General features: G+C 61.3%; 14 protein-coding genes. 7 read left to right on the top strand and 7 right to left on the bottom strand.

The window, feature by feature from the left end; genetic code table 11:
- Window positions 1-48: 48 nt before the first annotated feature.
- Both cydC and cydD read right to left on the bottom strand, forming a co-directional pair.
- The gene (gene cydC / locus FBZ97_RS07770) at window positions 49-1,740 is read right to left on the bottom strand and encodes a thiol reductant ABC exporter subunit CydC (protein WP_145318003.1); all 1,692 of its coding nucleotides are present in this window, start codon (window positions 1,738-1,740) and stop codon (window positions 49-51) included.
- Window positions 1,737-3,485, bottom strand: coding sequence for a thiol reductant ABC exporter subunit CydD (gene cydD / locus FBZ97_RS07775; protein ID WP_246661712.1), 1,749 nt, complete (start codon window positions 3,483-3,485; stop codon window positions 1,737-1,739). The genes cydC and cydD overlap by 4 nt, the downstream gene beginning before the upstream one ends.
- Window positions 3,486-4,211: 726 nt before the next feature.
- Here cydD and FBZ97_RS07780 point away from each other — a divergent pair.
- The 5 genes from FBZ97_RS07780 (at window position 4,212) to FBZ97_RS07800 (ending at window position 10,213) form a co-directional block, all read left to right on the top strand.
- Window positions 4,212-4,652 carry a universal stress protein gene (locus FBZ97_RS07780; protein ID WP_113353735.1) on the top strand — a complete coding sequence of 147 codons (441 nt, stop codon included), beginning with the start codon at window positions 4,212-4,214 and terminating at the stop codon, window positions 4,650-4,652.
- Window positions 4,653-4,770: 118 nt separating this feature from the next.
- Window positions 4,771-6,027 carry an arsenic transporter gene (locus FBZ97_RS07785; RefSeq protein ID WP_113353730.1) on the top strand — a complete coding sequence of 419 codons (1,257 nt, stop codon included), beginning with the start codon at window positions 4,771-4,773 and terminating at the stop codon, window positions 6,025-6,027.
- Between the two features lie 56 nt (window positions 6,028-6,083).
- Complete coding sequence (locus FBZ97_RS07790; RefSeq protein WP_113332378.1) at window positions 6,084-6,683, top strand: TetR/AcrR family transcriptional regulator; 600 nt, start codon at window positions 6,084-6,086, stop codon at window positions 6,681-6,683.
- Between the two features lie 41 nt (window positions 6,684-6,724).
- On the top strand, window positions 6,725-7,705 hold the full coding sequence (locus tag FBZ97_RS07795) for a zinc-binding dehydrogenase (protein WP_113353729.1): 981 nt from the start codon (window positions 6,725-6,727) through the stop codon (window positions 7,703-7,705).
- A gap of 177 nt (window positions 7,706-7,882) precedes the next feature.
- Entirely contained in the window at window positions 7,883-10,213 is a 2,331-nt protein-coding gene (locus FBZ97_RS07800) for a heavy metal translocating P-type ATPase (protein WP_145318006.1), read from the top strand.
- A gap of 59 nt (window positions 10,214-10,272) precedes the next feature.
- Here FBZ97_RS07800 and FBZ97_RS07805 read toward each other — a convergent pair whose 3' ends face one another.
- The gene (locus FBZ97_RS07805) at window positions 10,273-11,067 is read right to left on the bottom strand and encodes a helix-turn-helix transcriptional regulator (RefSeq protein WP_145318009.1); all 795 of its coding nucleotides are present in this window, start codon (window positions 11,065-11,067) and stop codon (window positions 10,273-10,275) included.
- 118 nt (window positions 11,068-11,185) lie between these two features.
- Between FBZ97_RS07805 and FBZ97_RS07810 the strand changes: the two genes are divergently transcribed.
- The gene (locus FBZ97_RS07810) at window positions 11,186-12,376 is read left to right on the top strand and encodes an NAD(P)/FAD-dependent oxidoreductase (RefSeq protein WP_145318012.1); all 1,191 of its coding nucleotides are present in this window, start codon (window positions 11,186-11,188) and stop codon (window positions 12,374-12,376) included.
- A gap of 10 nt (window positions 12,377-12,386) precedes the next feature.
- A complete protein-coding gene (locus FBZ97_RS07815; protein ID WP_145318015.1) occupies window positions 12,387-12,812 on the top strand; it encodes a hypothetical protein in 426 nt (141 codons plus the stop codon).
- Between the two features lie 100 nt (window positions 12,813-12,912).
- Here the strand turns inward: FBZ97_RS07815 and FBZ97_RS07820 are convergent, their stop codons facing one another.
- The 4 genes from FBZ97_RS07820 to FBZ97_RS35040 all read right to left on the bottom strand — a co-directional run bounded on the left by FBZ97_RS07820 (window position 12,913) and on the right by FBZ97_RS35040 (window position 17,801).
- Complete coding sequence (locus FBZ97_RS07820; protein WP_145318019.1) at window positions 12,913-13,953, bottom strand: LLM class flavin-dependent oxidoreductase; 1,041 nt, start codon at window positions 13,951-13,953, stop codon at window positions 12,913-12,915.
- Window positions 13,954-13,962: 9 nt separating this feature from the next.
- On the bottom strand, window positions 13,963-14,874 hold the full coding sequence (locus tag FBZ97_RS07825) for an ABC transporter substrate-binding protein (protein WP_145319977.1): 912 nt from the start codon (window positions 14,872-14,874) through the stop codon (window positions 13,963-13,965).
- Window positions 14,875-14,978: 104 nt separating this feature from the next.
- Entirely contained in the window at window positions 14,979-15,923 is a 945-nt protein-coding gene (locus tag FBZ97_RS07830) for an ABC transporter substrate-binding protein (protein ID WP_113353722.1), read from the bottom strand.
- 93 nt (window positions 15,924-16,016) lie between these two features.
- Window positions 16,017-17,801 carry an amino acid ABC transporter permease/ATP-binding protein gene (locus tag FBZ97_RS35040; protein ID WP_145318022.1) on the bottom strand — a complete coding sequence of 595 codons (1,785 nt, stop codon included), beginning with the start codon at window positions 17,799-17,801 and terminating at the stop codon, window positions 16,017-16,019.
- Between the last annotated feature and the right edge of the window lie 38 nt (window positions 17,802-17,839).

Genomic DNA, 17,839 nt, shown 5'->3' on the forward strand with positions numbered 1-17,839 from the left:
ACAGGAATGCGGCGTCATTCGACACGCCGCGGGCATGTTGGTTGCCCCTCAGTCCGGCCGCAGCCGATCGAGAAGCATTTCGAATTCCGGTGTGCCGCGCACAGCCATGGCGACGATGCGGCCGTCGTCCAGAGCGACGATCCGATCCGCCAAGGCAGCCTCACGACGAATATGTGTAGCAATGACGAGACTGTGCCCATCGGCCACCGAGGCCAGCCGAGCAAGCACGGCACGGGCCGTTGCGGCATCGAGGCCTTCCGTCGGCTCATCGAGAAGCCAGAGCGGCGTATCGCGCAACAGGAGCCTTGCGAGCGCCAGCCGGCGAAGCTGGCCGCCGGAGAGGCCGCTGCCGCCTTCGCCGAGGCGCGTGGAAAGGCCATGAGGGAGTGCGTCGATGTCGTCGAGCAAGCCGGCGGTTGCGAGAGCATCGCGCAGCCGTTCGTCGTTCGCATGAGGCGCTGCTAGCTTCAGGTTGCCTCGCACCGTGTCTCGAAACACGTCGCTGTGCTGCGTTAGCGTCGAAGCAGCTTGACAAGCCACCGCGCCGCTCGTCGCAGCGATCTCGCCTGCCAGCAGGGCCAGCAATGTCGACTTGCCGACGCCGCTTTCACCCACGACCGCCAGCCGCTCGCCGACCGGCAGCGACAGAGACAGATCGTTCAGGACCGGGCGGAGAGCACCCTCGTGTCCGGCGGCGGCGGCGATGAGCTGAAAGGCGTAGCCGGCAACCGGTTCAACCCGCAGCATGGGAGCGGCGGCCGGGCTCAATCGAGGCGCGATGCGCCTTGCAGCCAGCAGGGTTCGTCCGAGTTCGAGCGCCCCTCGTCTAAGAGCCGCAAAAGGTTCCGTGGCAGCGAAGGCGCTGAGCAGCGCGAAGGCTGCGGCAGGCGCACCAATCGCGCCCTGCTTGGCAAAGAGGGCAACCACAAGCAGTGTCATCGTCAATAGGAATGTCGAGCCAAGTGAAAAGCCGACTGCGACGCCACTGTCGATCCTATTCAAGGCGCTGTCAGCCTTCGCCAATCGCTGATCCGCTTCGACGATCGCCGCCTGTTGTGCCTGCAGCTGTCCAGCCATCGCCAGATCGGTCTGACCGGCGACAAGATCGACAACCCGAGCACGCAACGCTTCCATCGCGTGGGCGCGGCGACGCCCTGGCTTCAGCGCCAGACGCGCCGCGACAATAGAAAGACCAAGACAGAGCGCGACAAGCCAAAGCCCCGCCATGGCGCCGAACGATGGACCGATGAAACAGAGCGCTATCGTTACCGCAATAGCGGCAAGAATGGCGACAACGGCCGGCACAAGCACGCGCAGATAGAGGGAATCGAGCGCATCGACATCATTCGTCAGGCGGAACAGCAGCTTTGCCGGCCGGCGGATCATGACCGCGGCCGCGGAAGGCTCCGCCCAGCCGCGAAACAACCTCTCGCGCAAGGCGGCAAGAACCCTGAGGGTCGCATCATGCGTGACAAGCCGCTCGCCGTATCGGGCAGCCGTCCGGCCGATGGCGAGCAGGCGTATGCCGGCTGACGGCATAAACACGTCGAAAACCGCGGCACTCGCGACCGTCAAGCCGGCAAAGGCCGACGCGGTGATGAACCAGCCGGACAACCCAAGCAACCCACCGCCGGCAAGCATGGCCAGCGCGGACAAGCCGGCGCCGAGAGCGAGGCGCGCGCCACGCTCGACCCAGAACAGCTTGACCAACGGCAGGAGGATCTTGAGGGACGTCCTCATGCCGTTACCCTCCGCGCCCGCTCATCGAGCCGGACGATGCGATCCATTCGCGCGGCAAGCACGGGATCGTGTGTGGCGACGATCAGGATGCGGCTCTTGGCGAGCGCGAGCAGGGTATCCGTGACTGCGGCCGCAGTCCGCGCGTCAAGATGGGCTGTCGGCTCGTCCGCCAGGATGATATCGGCTCGCTCATCAACCATCATCCGCGCAAGCATCAGCCTCAGCGCCTCGCCGCCGGAAAGACCGAGCCCTCCCTCGCCGACCGCAGCTATCCGCTCCGAGGTAAAGACCCGATCGAGAGCCGCACTTTCCAGAGCCGAAGCAACGGCGGGAGCATCGATACCACCGCGCCCCAAGGCAATATTGCGCATGACGCTGCCCGCAAAGATATGAGGCGATTGCCCGATCCACGCCATTCGATGCCGCAATGCATCTGCGGTATCGTCACGCAGCGGGATGCCGCCGATCCTGATGACGCCGCCTTCGTGTCGCGCAAGGCCAGCAATCAGCGACAGAAGTGTGGTCTTGCCCGAGCCGCTGGCACCCCAGAGCGCCACATGCTCCCCGGCCCCGATGGAGAGATCGAAATGATCGATTGCGGCGTCTCGTCCCGGCGTATGGCGGAAGACCAGCGCTTCGATCTCGACGGAGGCTTGGCTTGTTGGCGTGGACGATTGCAATTTGGCGCCGCCGAGAATGGTTTGGCGCGATGGTGCCAGCTCTTTCAATGCCGAAAGTGCTGCCTCGCCATTGGCGCGATCGTGCCAAACGGCTGACAGCTCCCGCAACGGCTCGAAGAACGCAGGCGCGAGCAGCAGAATGAAGAAGCCCTGTGTCAATGTGAGACGACCATTCCAGGTCCCGATTTCAATCGAACCCAAAAGGCTGAAGCCGACATAAACGGCCGTCGCAGCAACGCCGAGCGCGGCGAAGAATTCGAGCACCGCCGAAGACAGAAATGCGATCCTCAACACAGCCATGGTACGCAGCCGCAATGAGTCCGCATCGGCGCGCAGGCGCCCGGCCGTGAGGTCGACGGCATCGAGCGCGCGAATGGTCGCGAGGCCGCGAAGACGATCGAGCAGGAAGGCATTGATGCCGCCGGTTTCGGCGAGCTGCCTCTCGCTGGCGGCCTTGGCGCGCCAGCCGATCAACGCCATGAAAATCGGAATGAGCGGCGCGCAAAGCGTGAGGATCAGCGCCGCCAGCCAGGAAATCGGCAGGATACAGAGGAGCATGACCAGCGGCACCAGGCTTGCTCTCATGCGGATCGGACGGAAGCGCGCGAGATAAGGAACGACCGCTTCCGCCTGCTCGCCCAGCACACTTGCCGCCAAACCGGAGGCCGGCCTGCCGCTGTCGAGGGGGGAACATGCCGCAAGAGCTGCAGTTGCCGCCGCACGCTGCGCGCTCAGTTCCCGGCGCGCAGCGACAAATGCGCGCCGCCCGCCCGCCGCATCCAGACAGGCCCGCAGGACGCCGATACCCGCAACTACGGCGGCCGGAACCGCGACCTCGCCGACACCGCCACCATCGCTGATCGCGCCGACACCTACAGCAAGCATCGCCGCCTGACCGATCCATCCGAGAGAAGACAGGCAGAGCAGCACCGATGCAAGGCGGAGGCCAGGACACTTTGCGGCCATCGGCTCACTCGCCGCCTTGTCGTTAATCGAACTCTGCGACGCAGGGTTCGCAACCTTGCGTCTTTCCAACATTCCATCGGTGGCGGAGGAGGCTGTCACGTGAGCCCGTCCTTTCCAGTCAGTGTCATCGAGGAGGGTTCGCGGACCAATAAAGATCGAATGAACTGCATTGCAGACCATCAATCTTTCGTCGAACCCAGAACGCACTTGCCGCAATCGACGATATCGGAGCCCCAATATGACTGGCTTTCTGCCTCTTGTCAGCGACAAGAATAGCAGCACCCGTCTCGCCGATGGGTTGATCTCATGGCAAGCTGTTCGCGACATGGTTCTAAGATAATTTGTGCACTGCGCAAAAGCGTGCAGGATGTCGCAGGGCTTCGCCACAGCCATGTCAGATTGACGCAGAAGCCCATGATATTTCTAGATTGTTGCGATAGCGGCACTCCATCGTCCGGCGGCTAAACTGTTTGCAATGCAGCAATTTTCCCGATTCTGACGTCTATTTCGGGAAGCGCGAATCCACGGCCGCTCGCTATGCGATCGGAGATGAAAACCGCGACCATTTGACCTCTATTGCGCTAAACTTCACGCCAGGCTGGCGAATCACCTGCTCGAAAGGACTGCGCCGACTGCGAGACGAGCAGTCATCGGCCGAGGGCCCACAGATATGTATGGTTTGCATCATGCCGGCAACGAGACTTGACGGATGCTCTCATTATCGATGTGCTGGGTACGCGTTTGCTTGTCCGGGCAAGTTTAACCGGAAAGATTGCAAGCGAGGCCGAAGAACTGCTTCCGGCCGGGACGTTTTGGGAGAATGCAATGTACGACAAGATCATTTGCGCAATTGGGCTGGGCTCGCGCGAGCGCGCCGAACGCCTGTTGCGGACGTCTCAGGCACTTTTATCTCCAGGCGGCGAATTGACCGTCGCGCATGTTATCGAGCGTTTTCCCTCCGGACGCGAAAGCCCGGACGATTGGGCTGTTTCGGTGATCACGGAGGCTGAGGAAAAGCTCGATGCTCTGTGCAGGCGTCTCGGCATTACCGCCTCCGTCGACGTACGCATGGGCACGGCATCGAAGACGCTGCTGACCGTCGCCAAGGAGAAGAAGGCCGACCTGATCATTCTTGCGACGCATACCTCCGATATTATCGATCGCATCTTCGGTTCGACGGTCGAATATGTCATCCGCCATGCGGAATGTTCCGTCCTTGTCGAGCGAGCTGACAAATCGCATGACGATATAGCAAGGAAGGCATAGCGCTCTCTTAGAGCGGTCCATCATGCCGGATTCTATCGAAACATGGCGTGGTTACGGTTTGCGCGGCTCGGCAGGGATGCTACATAGCCGCTCCGACCTCAAATCCAAGACGAGCTGAATGACCGAATCCGCCATAACCTGGAGCATCGCCGGCCTGACGGCCCTCGGTGTTGTCACACGCCCATTCCGATGGCCGGAAGCGATCTGGGCGGTGCTCGGCGCAGCACTTCTCGTTACGCTGCGGCTCATCGGCCCAAGCGATGTATGGACAGGCATTTCCAAAGGGTTTGATGTCTATCTCTTCCTGATCGGCATGATGCTGTTGTCGGAGCTCGCACGGCGCGAAGGGCTCTTCGATTGGGTGGCGGCGATCGCCACTTCGCATGCCAGGGGCTCTCCCCGCCGGCTGTTCGTGCTCGTCTATGTCGTCGGCGTGGTCGTGACGGTATTCCTGTCGAACGACGCAACCGCCGTTGTGCTTACGCCGGCCGTTTACGCAGCCTGCCGTGCGGCGCGTGTGAAGGACCCCATGCCATATCTGCTGGTCTGCGCCTTCATCGCCAATGCCGCGAGCTTCGTGCTGCCGATCTCCAATCCGGCCAATCTGGTCATCTTCGCCGGCGGGGAGATGCCACCCCTGTCGCGCTGGATGCAGACCTTCCTGCTGCCATCAATCGTCTCGATCATCGTCACCTTCGCCTGCCTCTATTGGACGCAGCGGCATGCATTGGCGGAAGACACGATCGCCCGCGATGTCGGACAACCCGCCCTTTCCCACAGCGCCAAGCTGGCAGGATGGGGTCTCGTGGTCACCGCCCTCATTCTGATCGCGGCGTCGGCGATGAATTTCGATCTCGGCATCCCGACATTTGTCGCGGGCCTGCTTACGACCGTCATCGTTCTCGCCCTCACCCGGCAAAATCCGCTGGAAACGGTTCGTGGCATAAGCTGGAGCGTGATACCTCTGGTTGCGGGCCTTTTCGTGATCGTCGAGGCAGTTAATCACACGGGCCTCACCGCTCTTCTCTCTGAAAAGCTGGCACTTCTGGCGGCTCAGTCGCAGACACAGGCGGTCGGGGCTGCCGGGCTTTCCGTTGCCATCGTCTCCAACCTCGTCAACAATCTGCCGGCCGGTCTTTTCGCCGGTAGCGCCGTGCAGGCCGCCCATGTTCCTGATTCCATTGCCGGCGCGGTGCTGATCGGCGTCGATCTTGGACCCAACCTCTCCGTCACCGGGTCGCTCGCCACCATCCTCTGGCTTGCCGCTCTTCGCCGCGAAGGGCTCCACATGGGAGCACTGGCTTTCCTGAGGATCGGCGCTCTCGTGATGTTTCCGGCTTTGATCCTCTCGCTTGCGGCCCTCGCACTGATCTGACCGCGAACAACATCGGGTTTATAGACGACCGGTCGATTATTTGTTACGGACCGCTCATGATGACGAAGAAGAAATCAGAGCTGACTCGGAGCCATATTCTCGCAATCGGGCGGGAACTGGTGCTGCGCAAGGGTTTCGGAGGCGTAGGCCTGAAGGAGCTGCTCGAACAGAGCGCCGTGCCGAAAGGCTCATTCTATTATTATTTCGCATCCAAGGAGGCCTTCGGCTGCGCCCTGCTAAAGCAATATTGCTCCGATTATGCCGAGCGGCTCGACGCGCTCTTCGGCTGGAAGGGCAATGGCCGCCAACGCCTGATGCACTATTGGGATGCCTGGCTTTCCGATGGCAATACCAGCCTCGCCGATCGGTGCCTGGTGGTAAAGCTTGCTGCCGAGATCTCCGATCTCTCAGACAACATGCGCGTGATCCTGCTCGGCGGTGTCGAGGATCTCATTCGCCGCCTCACCAAAACAATCACCGAGGGGCGCGAGGACGGTTCGATTTCACCATCCTGCATCCCGGAAAAGACGGCTCGTTCGCTCTATAGCCTTTGGCTCGGGGCAGCGATCCTCGCCAAGCTCGGAAAAGACAGGACACCGCTCGACCAGGCCATGCTTGCCACCGAACAAGCCCTTTCGGCCCCCGGCAGCCTTTGATCCAAAGCAGGACCAGCATGTCAACACGCAAGGAAAATACAATGCGCAGTGCCATCCACGATGTCTTCGGCGATCCGGCTGCGGTCCTTTATCTGGCCGACATGCCCATGCCGGAGCCCGCCGCAGGAGACGTGCGCATTCGCACCATTCTCTCCCCCATCCACAATCACGACCTCTGGACCGTGCGCGGCGCCTATGGCTACAAGCCGGTTTTGCCTGCCATCGGCGGCAGCGAAGCGGTTGGCTTCGTCGATGCCGTGGGAGCAGGTGTCGACAAGACACTGATCGGCAAACGGGTCGTTGCAGCCGGCGTCCATGGCACCTGGGCAGAGCAATTCACGGCACCTGCGGCAAGCCTCGTTCCGGTACCGGACGTGATCTCCGACGAAGCCGCAGCACAACTGATCGCCATGCCGTTCAGCGCCATTTCGCTTCTGGAATCCCTCAATGTCGAGCGCGGCGACTGGATCATCCAGAATGCAGCGAATGGTGCTGTCGGCAAGACCCTGGCCATGCTGGCACACAGCCGCGGCATACACATGATCAATCTCGTTCGGCGCGACGGCGGTATCGATGAACTATCTGCATTCGGCATCGGCAATGCCGTCTCGACCGCCGCGCCAGATTGGAAGGCGAAGGTGCGCGCCATGGTCGGCGATGCACCGATCCGCGCGGCAGTCGATTCCGTCGGTGGTGTTGCGAGCAATGACCTGGCAGACCTGCTGGGCGAAAACGGCCTGTTGGTTTCCTTCGGCACCGCTGCCGGCAAGCCGATGCAGATCGCTTCTAGGGCCGTCATCTTCAAGCAGCTCACGATCAAGGGCTTCTGGGGCATCAAGGTCAGCGCCGCCATGCCGGCGGAAGAGCGGCGGCGGCTGATCAGCGAATTGATCACACGCGTCGCCTCAGGCGAGGTCAAGCTGCCGGTGGAAGCAGCCTATGACATCGCGGAGATCGCGGAAGCTGTGAAATCCTCGCTGGCGCCCGGCAAGACCGGCAAGGTCCTGCTGAAACTACTATAGGTCTCCCTGCGCCATGCCGTAAGCAGCCGCCGCAGGGAGCTGGGCGGCTTCACGGTATATGACTAGACCGATTGCAGCGTCTGCGAATGATTGCGCAAAAATTCGCAGAATTGCTCTTGTCCCTCTAGTTGCTAGAGGATGTACCGATGGTTCCAGTAGAAAATCTGGAACCGAAACATGACATCGACGACACAACACAGCCGCTATCGCGTAGAGGGCATGGATTGCGCTTCATGCGCTGCGAAAATCGACACAGCCGTTCGCCGGCTGCAGGGTGTCGAGGATGTTTCCGTATCGGTCACCGCAGGCACCATGACGGTCAAGCATCAGAGCGATCCGGACTTGCTGCCCAACATCGCGAAGCGGGTCACGGGACTGGGCTACAAAGTTTTCCCGCTGCCGCAAAGCAATACTGCCGCACCAAAGGTGGAGGAGAGCGACCATGCCTGCGGCTGCGGACACGATCATCATACGCACACGTCTGATCGCCACGACCATGCGTGGCATGATCACGGAAAACATGAGCAAGGCGTCGCCGGGCATCGACATGATCATGCCGGTCACAGCCACGCTTCGGATGAGCATGATGTCTCGATCGCCGGTCTTCACGGTCACGATCAAGGACCGACCACGGGGCCATGGTGGGAATCCGCCAAGGGTCGCCTGACGATCGCAAGCGGCGTGGCACTCGCCGCCGCCTGGGGTGCCGGCAAGCTGATACCGGCCTGGGATATGTGGATCTTCACTGCCGCCATGCTTGTCGGCTTAGTGCCGATCGCTTGGCGCGCCTTCATGGCCGCAAGGATGGGAACACCGTTCTCGATCGAGATGCTGATGACGATCGCGGCCATCGGCGCCGTCATCATCGGTGCCAGCGAAGAAGCCGCTGCCGTCGTCTTCCTCTTCCTGATCGGTGAATTGCTGGAAGGTGTCGCTGCCAGCAAGGCGCGCGCCAGCATTCAGTCTCTGACCGATCTGGTGCCTAAGACCGCTCTCCTTGAAGAGAATGGCAAGGCCCGCGAAGTGCAAGCCGAAAGCCTTGCCGTCGGTGCCATCATCCTGGTTCGCCCGGGCGACCGTATTCCGGCCGACGGCGTAATTCTTTCCGGCGAAAGCGCTATCGACGAGGCGCCGGTCACAGGCGAAAGCACGCCTGTGCGCAAGGGCGTGGATGCAACCGTCTTTGCGGGTACCGTCAATGGTGATGCCGCCTTGCGCGTCCGCGTGACCGCGGCAGCATCCGACAATACCATCGCCCGCGTCGTCAAACTCGTTGAGGAAGCACAGGAATCGAAGGCTCCGACGGAGCGTTTCATCGATCGCTTCTCTCGCTACTACACGCCTGGGGTCGTCGTTGTTGGCGCGCTCGTCGCCATCATCCCGCCTTTGTTCCTGGGCGGCAGCTGGAGCGAGTGGGTCTATAAAGGCCTAGCGATCTTGCTGATCGGCTGCCCCTGCGCCCTCGTCATTTCGACGCCGGCGGCAATCGCGGCGTCACTGTCTTCAGGCGCTCGCCGCGGCCTGTTGCTGAAGGGTGGCGCCGTGCTTGAGAACATCGGCAAGGTCACCGCTATTGCCTTCGACAAGACCGGCACGCTGACCGAAGGCAAGCCCAAGGTCACCGATATCGTCGGCCTCGGCATGAGCGATACGGACGTGCTGCGGCTGGCAGCCGCGCTCGAAACCGGCTCCAGCCACCCGCTCGCCCGCGCCATCCTCGACCGCGCGGCTGAAGCCGGAACGGATATCCCCCAGGTCATCGACGCCAAGGCCATCGGCGGCAAGGGTGTCAGCGGTACGGTCGATGGTTTGGACGTGTTCCTCGGATCGCCGCAGGCCGCCGCCGACCGCGCTTCATTGACCTCGGAGCACTCTGCCCGGATCGCCGCACTCAACGATGAAGGAAAGACGGTTTCCATCATCGTTGCCAAGGGTGCGGCAGCCGGCCTGCTCGCCATGCGCGACGAACCGCGCGCCGATACGGCAGCAGGCCTCAAGGCTCTCGCCGATGCGGGCATCAAGACGATCATGCTGACGGGCGACAATCAGCGCACGGCTGAGGCGATCGGCAAGACGCTCGGCATAGAGGTTCGCGCGCAATTGCTGCCCGAAGACAAGCAGCGGATCGTCGGCGATCTGAAGCGGCAAGGCTTTCACGTCGCTAAAGTTGGCGACGGCATCAACGACGCGCCTGCACTCGCAGCAGCCGATGTCGGGATTGCCATGGGTGGCGGCACCGACGTTGCGCTGGAGACGGCGGATGCCGCCGTGCTGCATGGCCGCGTCGGAGATGTCATCGAGATGATCGATCTTTCCAAGCGGACGATGAGCAATATCGGCCAGAACATCACCATCGCGCTCGGCCTGAAGGGCGTGTTCCTGGTCACCACGATCGTCGGCATCACCGGACTTTGGCCGGCGATCCTCGCCGATACCGGCGCAACCGTACTGGTGACCATGAATGCGCTGCGCCTGCTCGCGCTTCGGCCTCGCCGAGTAGCCGCCTAGGCATCTATGGGCGCCGATCGACAAGTCGGCGCCTTTTTCTATTGTCGTTCAAGCGCGAATCAAGTTTTCCGAACGGAGAGATAGCGACGCGGTGACAGGCCGAGTGCTTTCCGAAACATGGCGATGAAGCTGCTGGCGCTTGCATATCCCAGGCTGTCCGCTACCTCGGCGATCGGCTTGCCCGCACTCAAATATTCAAGCGCAAGCAGCAAGCGCGCCTGCTGCCGCCAATGGGCGAAGGACATGCCCGTTTCGGCGTTGAAAAGACGCCTGGCCGATCGCTCGGATACTCCCACCCGCAGCGCCAGCGCATGAAGGGTCTCCTCGCTGGCCGGTTCCCGCAGTACGGCTTCCGCGATGCGCAAAGCGCGCCGGTCCGCCGGCATAGGCAAATGCAGGCTTTCGCGCGGTGCGGCCCGAACCTCGTCCAGCAAAACGGCTGCCAGACGACGCTGCTGCGGTGAGAGCTCTTCCTCCCAGTGCCATGTCGCCGCGCGACGCACCAATGCCCGCAAAACCTCGCTCACGCTCAGGACGCAGGGTGTCGATGGCAATCCGGCGCTGGCGTCCGGTGTCAGCAGGATACCCCAGCCGCTCAGCACGCCGTTGATCCCCGCTTTGTGCATGACACCCGGCGGAATCCAGCCCGCACGCTGCGGCGGCAAGAGCCAGGAGCCGTCTGGCGTATCGACACGGACGAGTCCGCTTTCGATACAGAAAAGCTGCCCGCGGCCATGCGCGTGCCAATCATATTCCTGAGTGCCTAAGCGGAAAGCGCTGCCCGGTTCATCCGATCCCCAGAAGGCGATGAGCGGTGGCCCGTCGAGACGCTCGCCAATATCTTCGATGCCCATGTTCTGTTTGACCGTTTCGCAACATTTATAGTCCGAATGTCGTTACCACGTCCCGGTCGTGGCACGCTATTCTTCCCTGACAAAATCGAAGTCGAATAGTGAACGGAATAGAAGGCCTATGCAGGACTTTCATGTCGTCATCATCGGCGCAGGCCTTGGAGGCCTGTGCCTTGCCCAGGGATTGAAGCGCGCCGGCATCCGTTTTGATGTCTACGAGCGCGATCCGGCAGTTGATAGCCGCTTGCAGGGCTATCGCATCCGGATCGATCAGAATGGACAACAGGCGCTGGAAGCCTGCCTTCCAAAGACTCAATTCGACCTCTTTCGAGCGACCGCCTCGACGAGCCCTCGATCCGCGTGCTTCCTGACCCCTCAGCTTCTGCCCGTTACCGGCCGCACGCCGATGAGCTGGGATACCGGCGAAAATGATGACGACGGCGATCTGAGTGTCAATCGCCTCACCCTTCGCGAAATCCTGTTGTCGGGGATTGAGGATCACGTTCATTTCGGCCATGCCCTTACGCGGTATCGCCGCATGGATGACGGGCGTGTCGAGGTGCATTTTGAAGGTGCCGCCTCGGTTTCCTGCAGCCTACTCGTCGGTGCCGATGGTGTGAACTCGCAGGTGCGACGCCAGTTGGCACCCTATGCCGAACCGGTGGACACGGGCTCCATTTGTGTCTACGGCAAGAGCGAAATACCGCTGAGCGATGCCGCTGATCTGCTTGGAGACGGAACGACCGTGATCTTTGCCGATGGGTGCACGGCGATCTTTGATCTCATGCGGTTCGGCGATCACTTCCCGAACCTTGCCGCCAGTCTCGCGCCCGATTGCAAGCTGACGCCGGTCGCCGATTACCTCTACTGGGCACTGATCGGCCCCCGCCAAAGGCTGGGACTGGAAACATACGACCATACCCAGGATCTGCCTGTCTTGCTCAGAACCACCATGCGCGGCTGGCATCCTGAATTGAAGCGGATCATCAGCCGGAGCAAGGCCGAAGCGGTAGCAGCGCTTCCCGTCAGAAGCGGGCGCCCCGACGCCCTTTGGCCGTTCGGTGCCATCACGCTTCTGGGCGATGCAATCCACGCGATGAGCCCTGCCGGTGGCCTCGGCGCCAATACGGCTCTCGAAGATGCCCGCATGCTGGCGCAGATCCTGGCCGAAGCCGGAAAGGAGACTAAGACCACCTGCACAGCCCTGCTGGACTACGAGACCGATATGCGCGAGCGAGCGGCTTACGCCATCGCCTCGTCGCAACACGGCGCCGAGATGCTGTTTGCCGCCGTGACCGATAAGATCGCCTGAGGAGACCGATATGACAATCGATACAACCAACTTCACCTTTCACGACGTTTCCCTTTGGCCGATCGTGCGCCAATCCGCTGTGGCTATCCAGCCAGGTTATTCGAAACAATGGGAGCGGGAGATGGACGCCCTGCTCGCTCTCTCGATGCCTTTCGTCGTGATCATGGAAGGCGACGAACACACCGAAGAGCACGAGGATCGCAAGGCCCGCGGCATTTGGCTGAAGAAGAACAAGACGGCGCTTGCTGCCGTTTGCAAGGCAGTCATCGGCATTGAGGCAAGCGCAATCAAGCGTGCCGCCATGCAGCTGCAGACGAGCCTTGCAACGAAGGCATTCGGCATAAGAATGGAAATCGTTGGGTCTCGGGAGGAAGCGCTGCTTCTTGCTGAGCGAATTCTCGAAGGAACGGACGCCGCGACCTCTCTCTCCTGCTGACCGAGGCTGTAGCCCGAGCTCTTCAAGACAGAAGCGAACCGGATCGGACGGGCGTAGAACCCGTCGATCCAACATTGCGGATGTGGGACGGTCGCGGCCCTCAGGATGCGGATCGACGCAGAAGCGCGGTCTCCTTCCAGCCAAGCTCCGGAGCGATCAGCGTCACGAAGTCATGGATGATCTGCCGATATTCCTCATCATGAAATTCGTAGGGCAGCTCCAGCCGGAATTCGCTCACATGGGGCAGGATCGGATCTTTGCGCAGGCGCTCCAGTATCTCATCCGATGAGCCGACGATATCACGGGCGAAAAGCGTGCGTCGTTCGCCCTGAGGCGAAAGCGTGCGCTCATAGCGGCCAGCCGCATAGTCGGTGTAGCGTTTGCGGGTAGTCGCATCTGCGCTGTCGAAAGGCACGATGACCCGGCCGAGCGCCACCCGCCTCGTATCGCCTCCAGACGCGCGATAGGTTTCCAGCTGGCGCGATTGCGCTACGAAGAAATCGTCTGTCTGCTCCCCCGTGGTGACATTGCCGATCAGCAGATTGAAGCCGTTGCGGCCAGCCCATTCGGCAGACCGCAATGAGCCGCCGCCATACCAGATGCGATCGATCAGACCCTTCGCATAGGGCTGAAGCCGCGGACGCTGCGGGCCGAACGGCGTCTTGATGACCGTATCCTGATTGCCGAGATAGGCGCCCCTCAGATTGTCGGCAAAGCGCAGCACCCTCTGATGGGAGAAATCGTGGCTCTCCCAATCGCCGTCGAAGGCAAGCGGCCCGATCAGATCCGCATGCAGCGGCCGCCCGGCGCTCAAGCCGATATTCAACCGTCCGCGCGACAGCACATCCACTGTCGCCAGATCCTCGGCCAACCGATACGGGCTCTCATAGCCGATGGGAATGACCGCGGTGCCTAGCTCGATATATCGCGTGCGCTGCGTCGCCGCAGCGAGGAAGGCGCTCGCCGAGGAAATGCCGGGTTCCAAATGGCGCTGGCGAACCCAGGCGCTGTTGAAACCCCTCTGCTCTCCGTATTCGAGCAATTGCAGGGTTTGTTCCAGGCCGGCGAGCGGGTCCTCATCCGGATAATTGCCAGGCGTGAGAAAGCCGATATGGCTGATCGAGGGGGCTTGGCGGCTCATGTTGTCTCCTCAAAATTTCGGCAGGCCCGGCGGATTGGTTTCCGATTTCGGCAAGGCTTCTTCGGCAAGATGCCAATGGTCGAGAATCTTGGCATAGGTGCCATCCTTGATCAGTCCATTCGTTGCGATGGTGAGCGCCGCCGCGAGACCGCTGCCCTTGCGCGTGGTGATCGCAACATCGGAACGATCCGGCCAGCCGGCGCTCAGTGTGCCCACGCGCTTGATGTTCTTGTCGCGAGCGGCGATGTAGACCAGCTGGGCGTGCGGCTGCACGATGACATCGGCGCGCCCCGAGCGGAGGGCCAGAAGGCTCGCCGCCTCGTCGTCGTAATATTGCAGCTCGATCGGCTTCAGACCGGCTTTGACATCATAATCGCTCCATTTCAGCAGGATGCGCTCCTGGTTCGTGCCGGCCCCGACGATGATGCGCAGCCCGGCAGCATCCTTCGGTTCCTTGATCGACCCGATCTTGCTGTCGTTCTTGACGAAGAAACCGTGCAGGCCCTGTCGATAGGTGGAGAAATCGAACTTCTCCTTGCGCTGCTCGGTGACACCGACGTTGGAGATGACGGCATCATATTTGCCTGAGGTCAGCCCAAGCGGCCAGTCAATCCAGGCGACCGGGACAAGCTCGAGCTTCAGTCCGAGCGCATCGGCGACGGCATAGGCATAATCGGGATCGGCACCGACGACAGTCTTGGCATCCGTCGCGTAGGTCGCCAGCGGCGGGCCGCCTGGCGCGACCGCCACGGTGAATGTGCCTGGTGTGACGAACTTGAAATCCTTTGGGATAGCGGCAATCGCCGCTTCGTTTTTCGCCGCGTGAAGACGTCCCGGCTGTTCCGGGCTCAGATCGAAATCTTCGGCTGCCATTGCCGGAGTAAGACCGGTCAAGGTAAGCGCCATGGCGGCTGCCATCATAGTTTTGAACGTAGTGCGGATAGTCACGGAACCTGTCTCTCCATTTGAGATGGATGGGAGCGGACCGGCGTGAGCCCCACTGACGCCGGTCCGCCCGACCAACATTACGAGCCGCTCTTCGGCAGGCCCGCAGGGTTGGTCTTGGATTGATCGACCGCTTCGGCAGTGAGGCTCCAGCGCTTCAGCACTTCGCCATACTTGCCGTTCTTGATCAGATCGTTGAGCGCGAGCGTGACGGCATCGGCAAGGCCAGCGCCTTTTTTCGTCGTCACGGCGATTTCGGCCGTCAGCGGCCAACCGCCCGAGACGGTTCCCACAAGCTTCCTAGTGCCGTTGATGGCGGCCTTATAGGCCTGTGTCGCATTCGGATTGAACTCGACATCGGCACGGCCGGACTGCAAGGCCAGATCGGCGGCGGCGCGGTCGTCGTAATACTGCACCTCGATAGGCTTCAGGCCGGCTGCCACATTCTGCCGGTCCCATTCGAGAATAATCTTCTCCTGATTGGTGCCAGCGCCGGTGATCACCTTGAGACCTGCGACATCCTTCGGCTCCTTGATCGAGGTGATCTTGCTGTCGGCCTTCACGTAGAAGCCGAGCACGTCCCTGCGATAGGTCGAGAAATCGAACTTCAGCTTGCGCTCTTCCGTGACCGTCACGTTGGAAATGACGGCATCATATTTCCCGGAGGAGACGCCGAGCGGCCAATCCTCCCAGGCGACCGGCACCAGCTCGAGCTGCAGGCCGAGGGAGTCTGCAAGCAGTTGCGCGATATCTGGATCAGCGCCTACGACAGTCTTGGCGTCGGTCGCATAGGTGGCGATCGGCGGATCCCATGGGTTGATTGCGACCGTGAACTTGCCGGGATTGACGAACTTGAAGCCCGGCGCAATCGCCTTGATCGCTGCCTCGTCCTTCTGGGCGCGAACGCGATTGGAGGTATCCGGGCTCAGGTTGAACTTTTCGGCCGCAATCGTCGGCGTCCCACTCATCGCTGCCACCGTCAGCACGCCGGCAACGATATATTTTGCTCTCTCAATGAATGCCATTTCCCTTCTCCTTTTTCAATTCTAAGTTGTTATTGTGGTTACAATGATCAGGACGCCCGTTGCGTCAGAGCGTCAAATGCCTACCTGCGACTGCTAGAGAACCTTGGCGAGAAAAGCGCGCGTACGCGGATGTCTCGCATCGTTGAGGATCTGCGTTGGCGAGCCGGCTTCGATAACGTGGCCGCCCTCCATAAAGACGATGCTATCGGCGACCTCGCGGGCAAAGCCAATCTCGTGGGTGACGATGACGAGCGTCGTGCCGGTGCGGGCAAGCTCCTTGATCACATCGAGCACTTCGCCGACGAGCTCAGGATCGAGTGCGGAGGTTGGCTCATCGAAGAGAAGAACCTTCGGCCGCAGTGCCAGCGCGCGAGCGATGGCGACACGCTGCTGCTGGCCACCGGAGAGCTGGCGGGGATAGGCCTCGATCTTGTCGCTGAGACCCACGCGGGCGAGAAGCTCCTGCGCAAAGACAGTCGCTTCGTCGCGACTCACCCCGCGCACCTGGATCGGTGCCTCGATAATGTTTTCTAAAACAGTGAGATGCGGGAACAAGTTAAAGTTTTGAAAGACCATACCGATGTCGGTCCGGCGCTTCAGAATGTCCTTTTCCTTGAGCTCGTAGAGCACCTCGCCCTTCTGTGTGTAACCGACAAGCTCGCCGTCGACGGAAATGAAGCCGCTATCGACGCGTTCCAGATGATTGATGGCGCGCAGCAGCGTCGATTTTCCTGAGCCCGACGGGCCGATAATGGCTGTGACGCTGCCGGCCGGCAGGTTGAGCTCGATATCGTCCAGGACCTTCAGCGTGCCGAAGCTCTTCGAAATGCCGTGGATGCGCACAGCACCACCCTTGGCACGAAGATCCGTCACGCTGCGAAAAGTGGCGAGTGTCGCGGTGTCCGATCGGGTGTCTGCCGCCGCAGTAGGCAGCGGCCGCTGGAAGCGGCGGAAGAATGCCTGGAATGGCAAGGGCGTCGGATTGCGCACCGCACCCTTGGAGAAATAGCGCTCGATATAATGCTGTGCGATCGACAGCACCGTCATGATGACGAGATACCAGACGGTCGCCACCATCAGGAGCGGAATGACTTCCAGATTGCGGCGATAGATGACCTGCACCGTGTAGAAGAGTTCCGGCAGGGCGAGCACATAGACCATGGAAGTGCTCTTGGCGAGGCCGATGATCTCGTTGAAGCCAGTGGGCAGGATGGAGCGCATCGCCTGCGGCAGGACGATGCGGAACGCCTGGCGGCGGCGAGACAGGCCGAGGGATGCAGCCGCTTCCAACTGACCTTGATCGACCGACAGAATGCCGCCACGCACGATTTCAGCAAAGAAAGCGGATTGGTTTAGCGTCAGTCCGAGAAAGGCCGCGGCAAACGGCGTCAGCAGCTGTGTGGTCGGATAATCGAACAGAACCTTGTCGGTGAACGGGACACCGATGCTAATGGTTTCATAGAGATAGCCGAGATTGTTAAGAACCAGCAGCAGCACGATCATCGGGATCGAACGCAAAAGCCAGATATAGCCCCAGGAGAGGCTCGCAAGCAGCGGCGACTTTGATACGCGCGCCAGCGCCAAGACCGTTCCGAGGATAGAACCCGACACCGCCGCAAGCGCTGTCAGCAGCAACGTCCTGCCAAGGCCAACCAGCACCGGCTCCGCGAAGAACCACTCGGCGAAGACACCCCAGCCCCAGCGCGGATTCGTAAAGGTGGAATAGAGGACGATCGCAATGACAAGCGCGGCAAAGATCGTGCCCGCCGTACGTCCAGGGTGCCTCGCGGGCACGATGCGGTAACGCGAATAGTCAGTCTTCGTCTCGGCGGCTCCAGTATCTCGATCGACACCCGCAAAATCCGTCGTCAGCGCCATGATGCTTACCCTTATGATTGTCGTTGATCCGCCATGCG

The sequence above is a fragment of the Rhizobium sp. ERR 942 genome (assembly GCF_007828395.1).
Lineage (GTDB): Bacteria > Pseudomonadota > Alphaproteobacteria > Rhizobiales > Rhizobiaceae > Rhizobium > Rhizobium dioscoreae.

Coding starts and splice junctions, on each gene's coding strand:
- cydC (WP_145318003.1), bottom strand. CDS start 1,740: ATGAGGACGTCCCTCAAGATCCTCCTGCCGTTGGTCAAGCTGTTCTGG.
- FBZ97_RS07780 (WP_113353735.1), top strand. CDS start 4,212: ATGTACGACAAGATCATTTGCGCAATTGGGCTGGGCTCGCGCGAGCGC.
- FBZ97_RS07785 (WP_113353730.1), top strand. CDS start 4,771: ATGACCGAATCCGCCATAACCTGGAGCATCGCCGGCCTGACGGCCCTC.
- FBZ97_RS07790 (WP_113332378.1), top strand. CDS start 6,084: ATGATGACGAAGAAGAAATCAGAGCTGACTCGGAGCCATATTCTCGCA.
- FBZ97_RS07795 (WP_113353729.1), top strand. CDS start 6,725: ATGCGCAGTGCCATCCACGATGTCTTCGGCGATCCGGCTGCGGTCCTT.
- FBZ97_RS07800 (WP_145318006.1), top strand. CDS start 7,883: ATGACATCGACGACACAACACAGCCGCTATCGCGTAGAGGGCATGGAT.
- FBZ97_RS07805 (WP_145318009.1), bottom strand. CDS start 11,067: ATGGGCATCGAAGATATTGGCGAGCGTCTCGACGGGCCACCGCTCATC.
- FBZ97_RS07810 (WP_145318012.1), top strand. CDS start 11,186: ATGCAGGACTTTCATGTCGTCATCATCGGCGCAGGCCTTGGAGGCCTG.
- FBZ97_RS07815 (WP_145318015.1), top strand. CDS start 12,387: ATGACAATCGATACAACCAACTTCACCTTTCACGACGTTTCCCTTTGG.
- FBZ97_RS07820 (WP_145318019.1), bottom strand. CDS start 13,953: ATGAGCCGCCAAGCCCCCTCGATCAGCCATATCGGCTTTCTCACGCCT.
- FBZ97_RS07825 (WP_145319977.1), bottom strand. CDS start 14,874: ATGATGGCAGCCGCCATGGCGCTTACCTTGACCGGTCTTACTCCGGCA.
- FBZ97_RS07830 (WP_113353722.1), bottom strand. CDS start 15,923: ATGGCATTCATTGAGAGAGCAAAATATATCGTTGCCGGCGTGCTGACG.
- FBZ97_RS35040 (WP_145318022.1), bottom strand. CDS start 17,801: ATGGCGCTGACGACGGATTTTGCGGGTGTCGATCGAGATACTGGAGCC.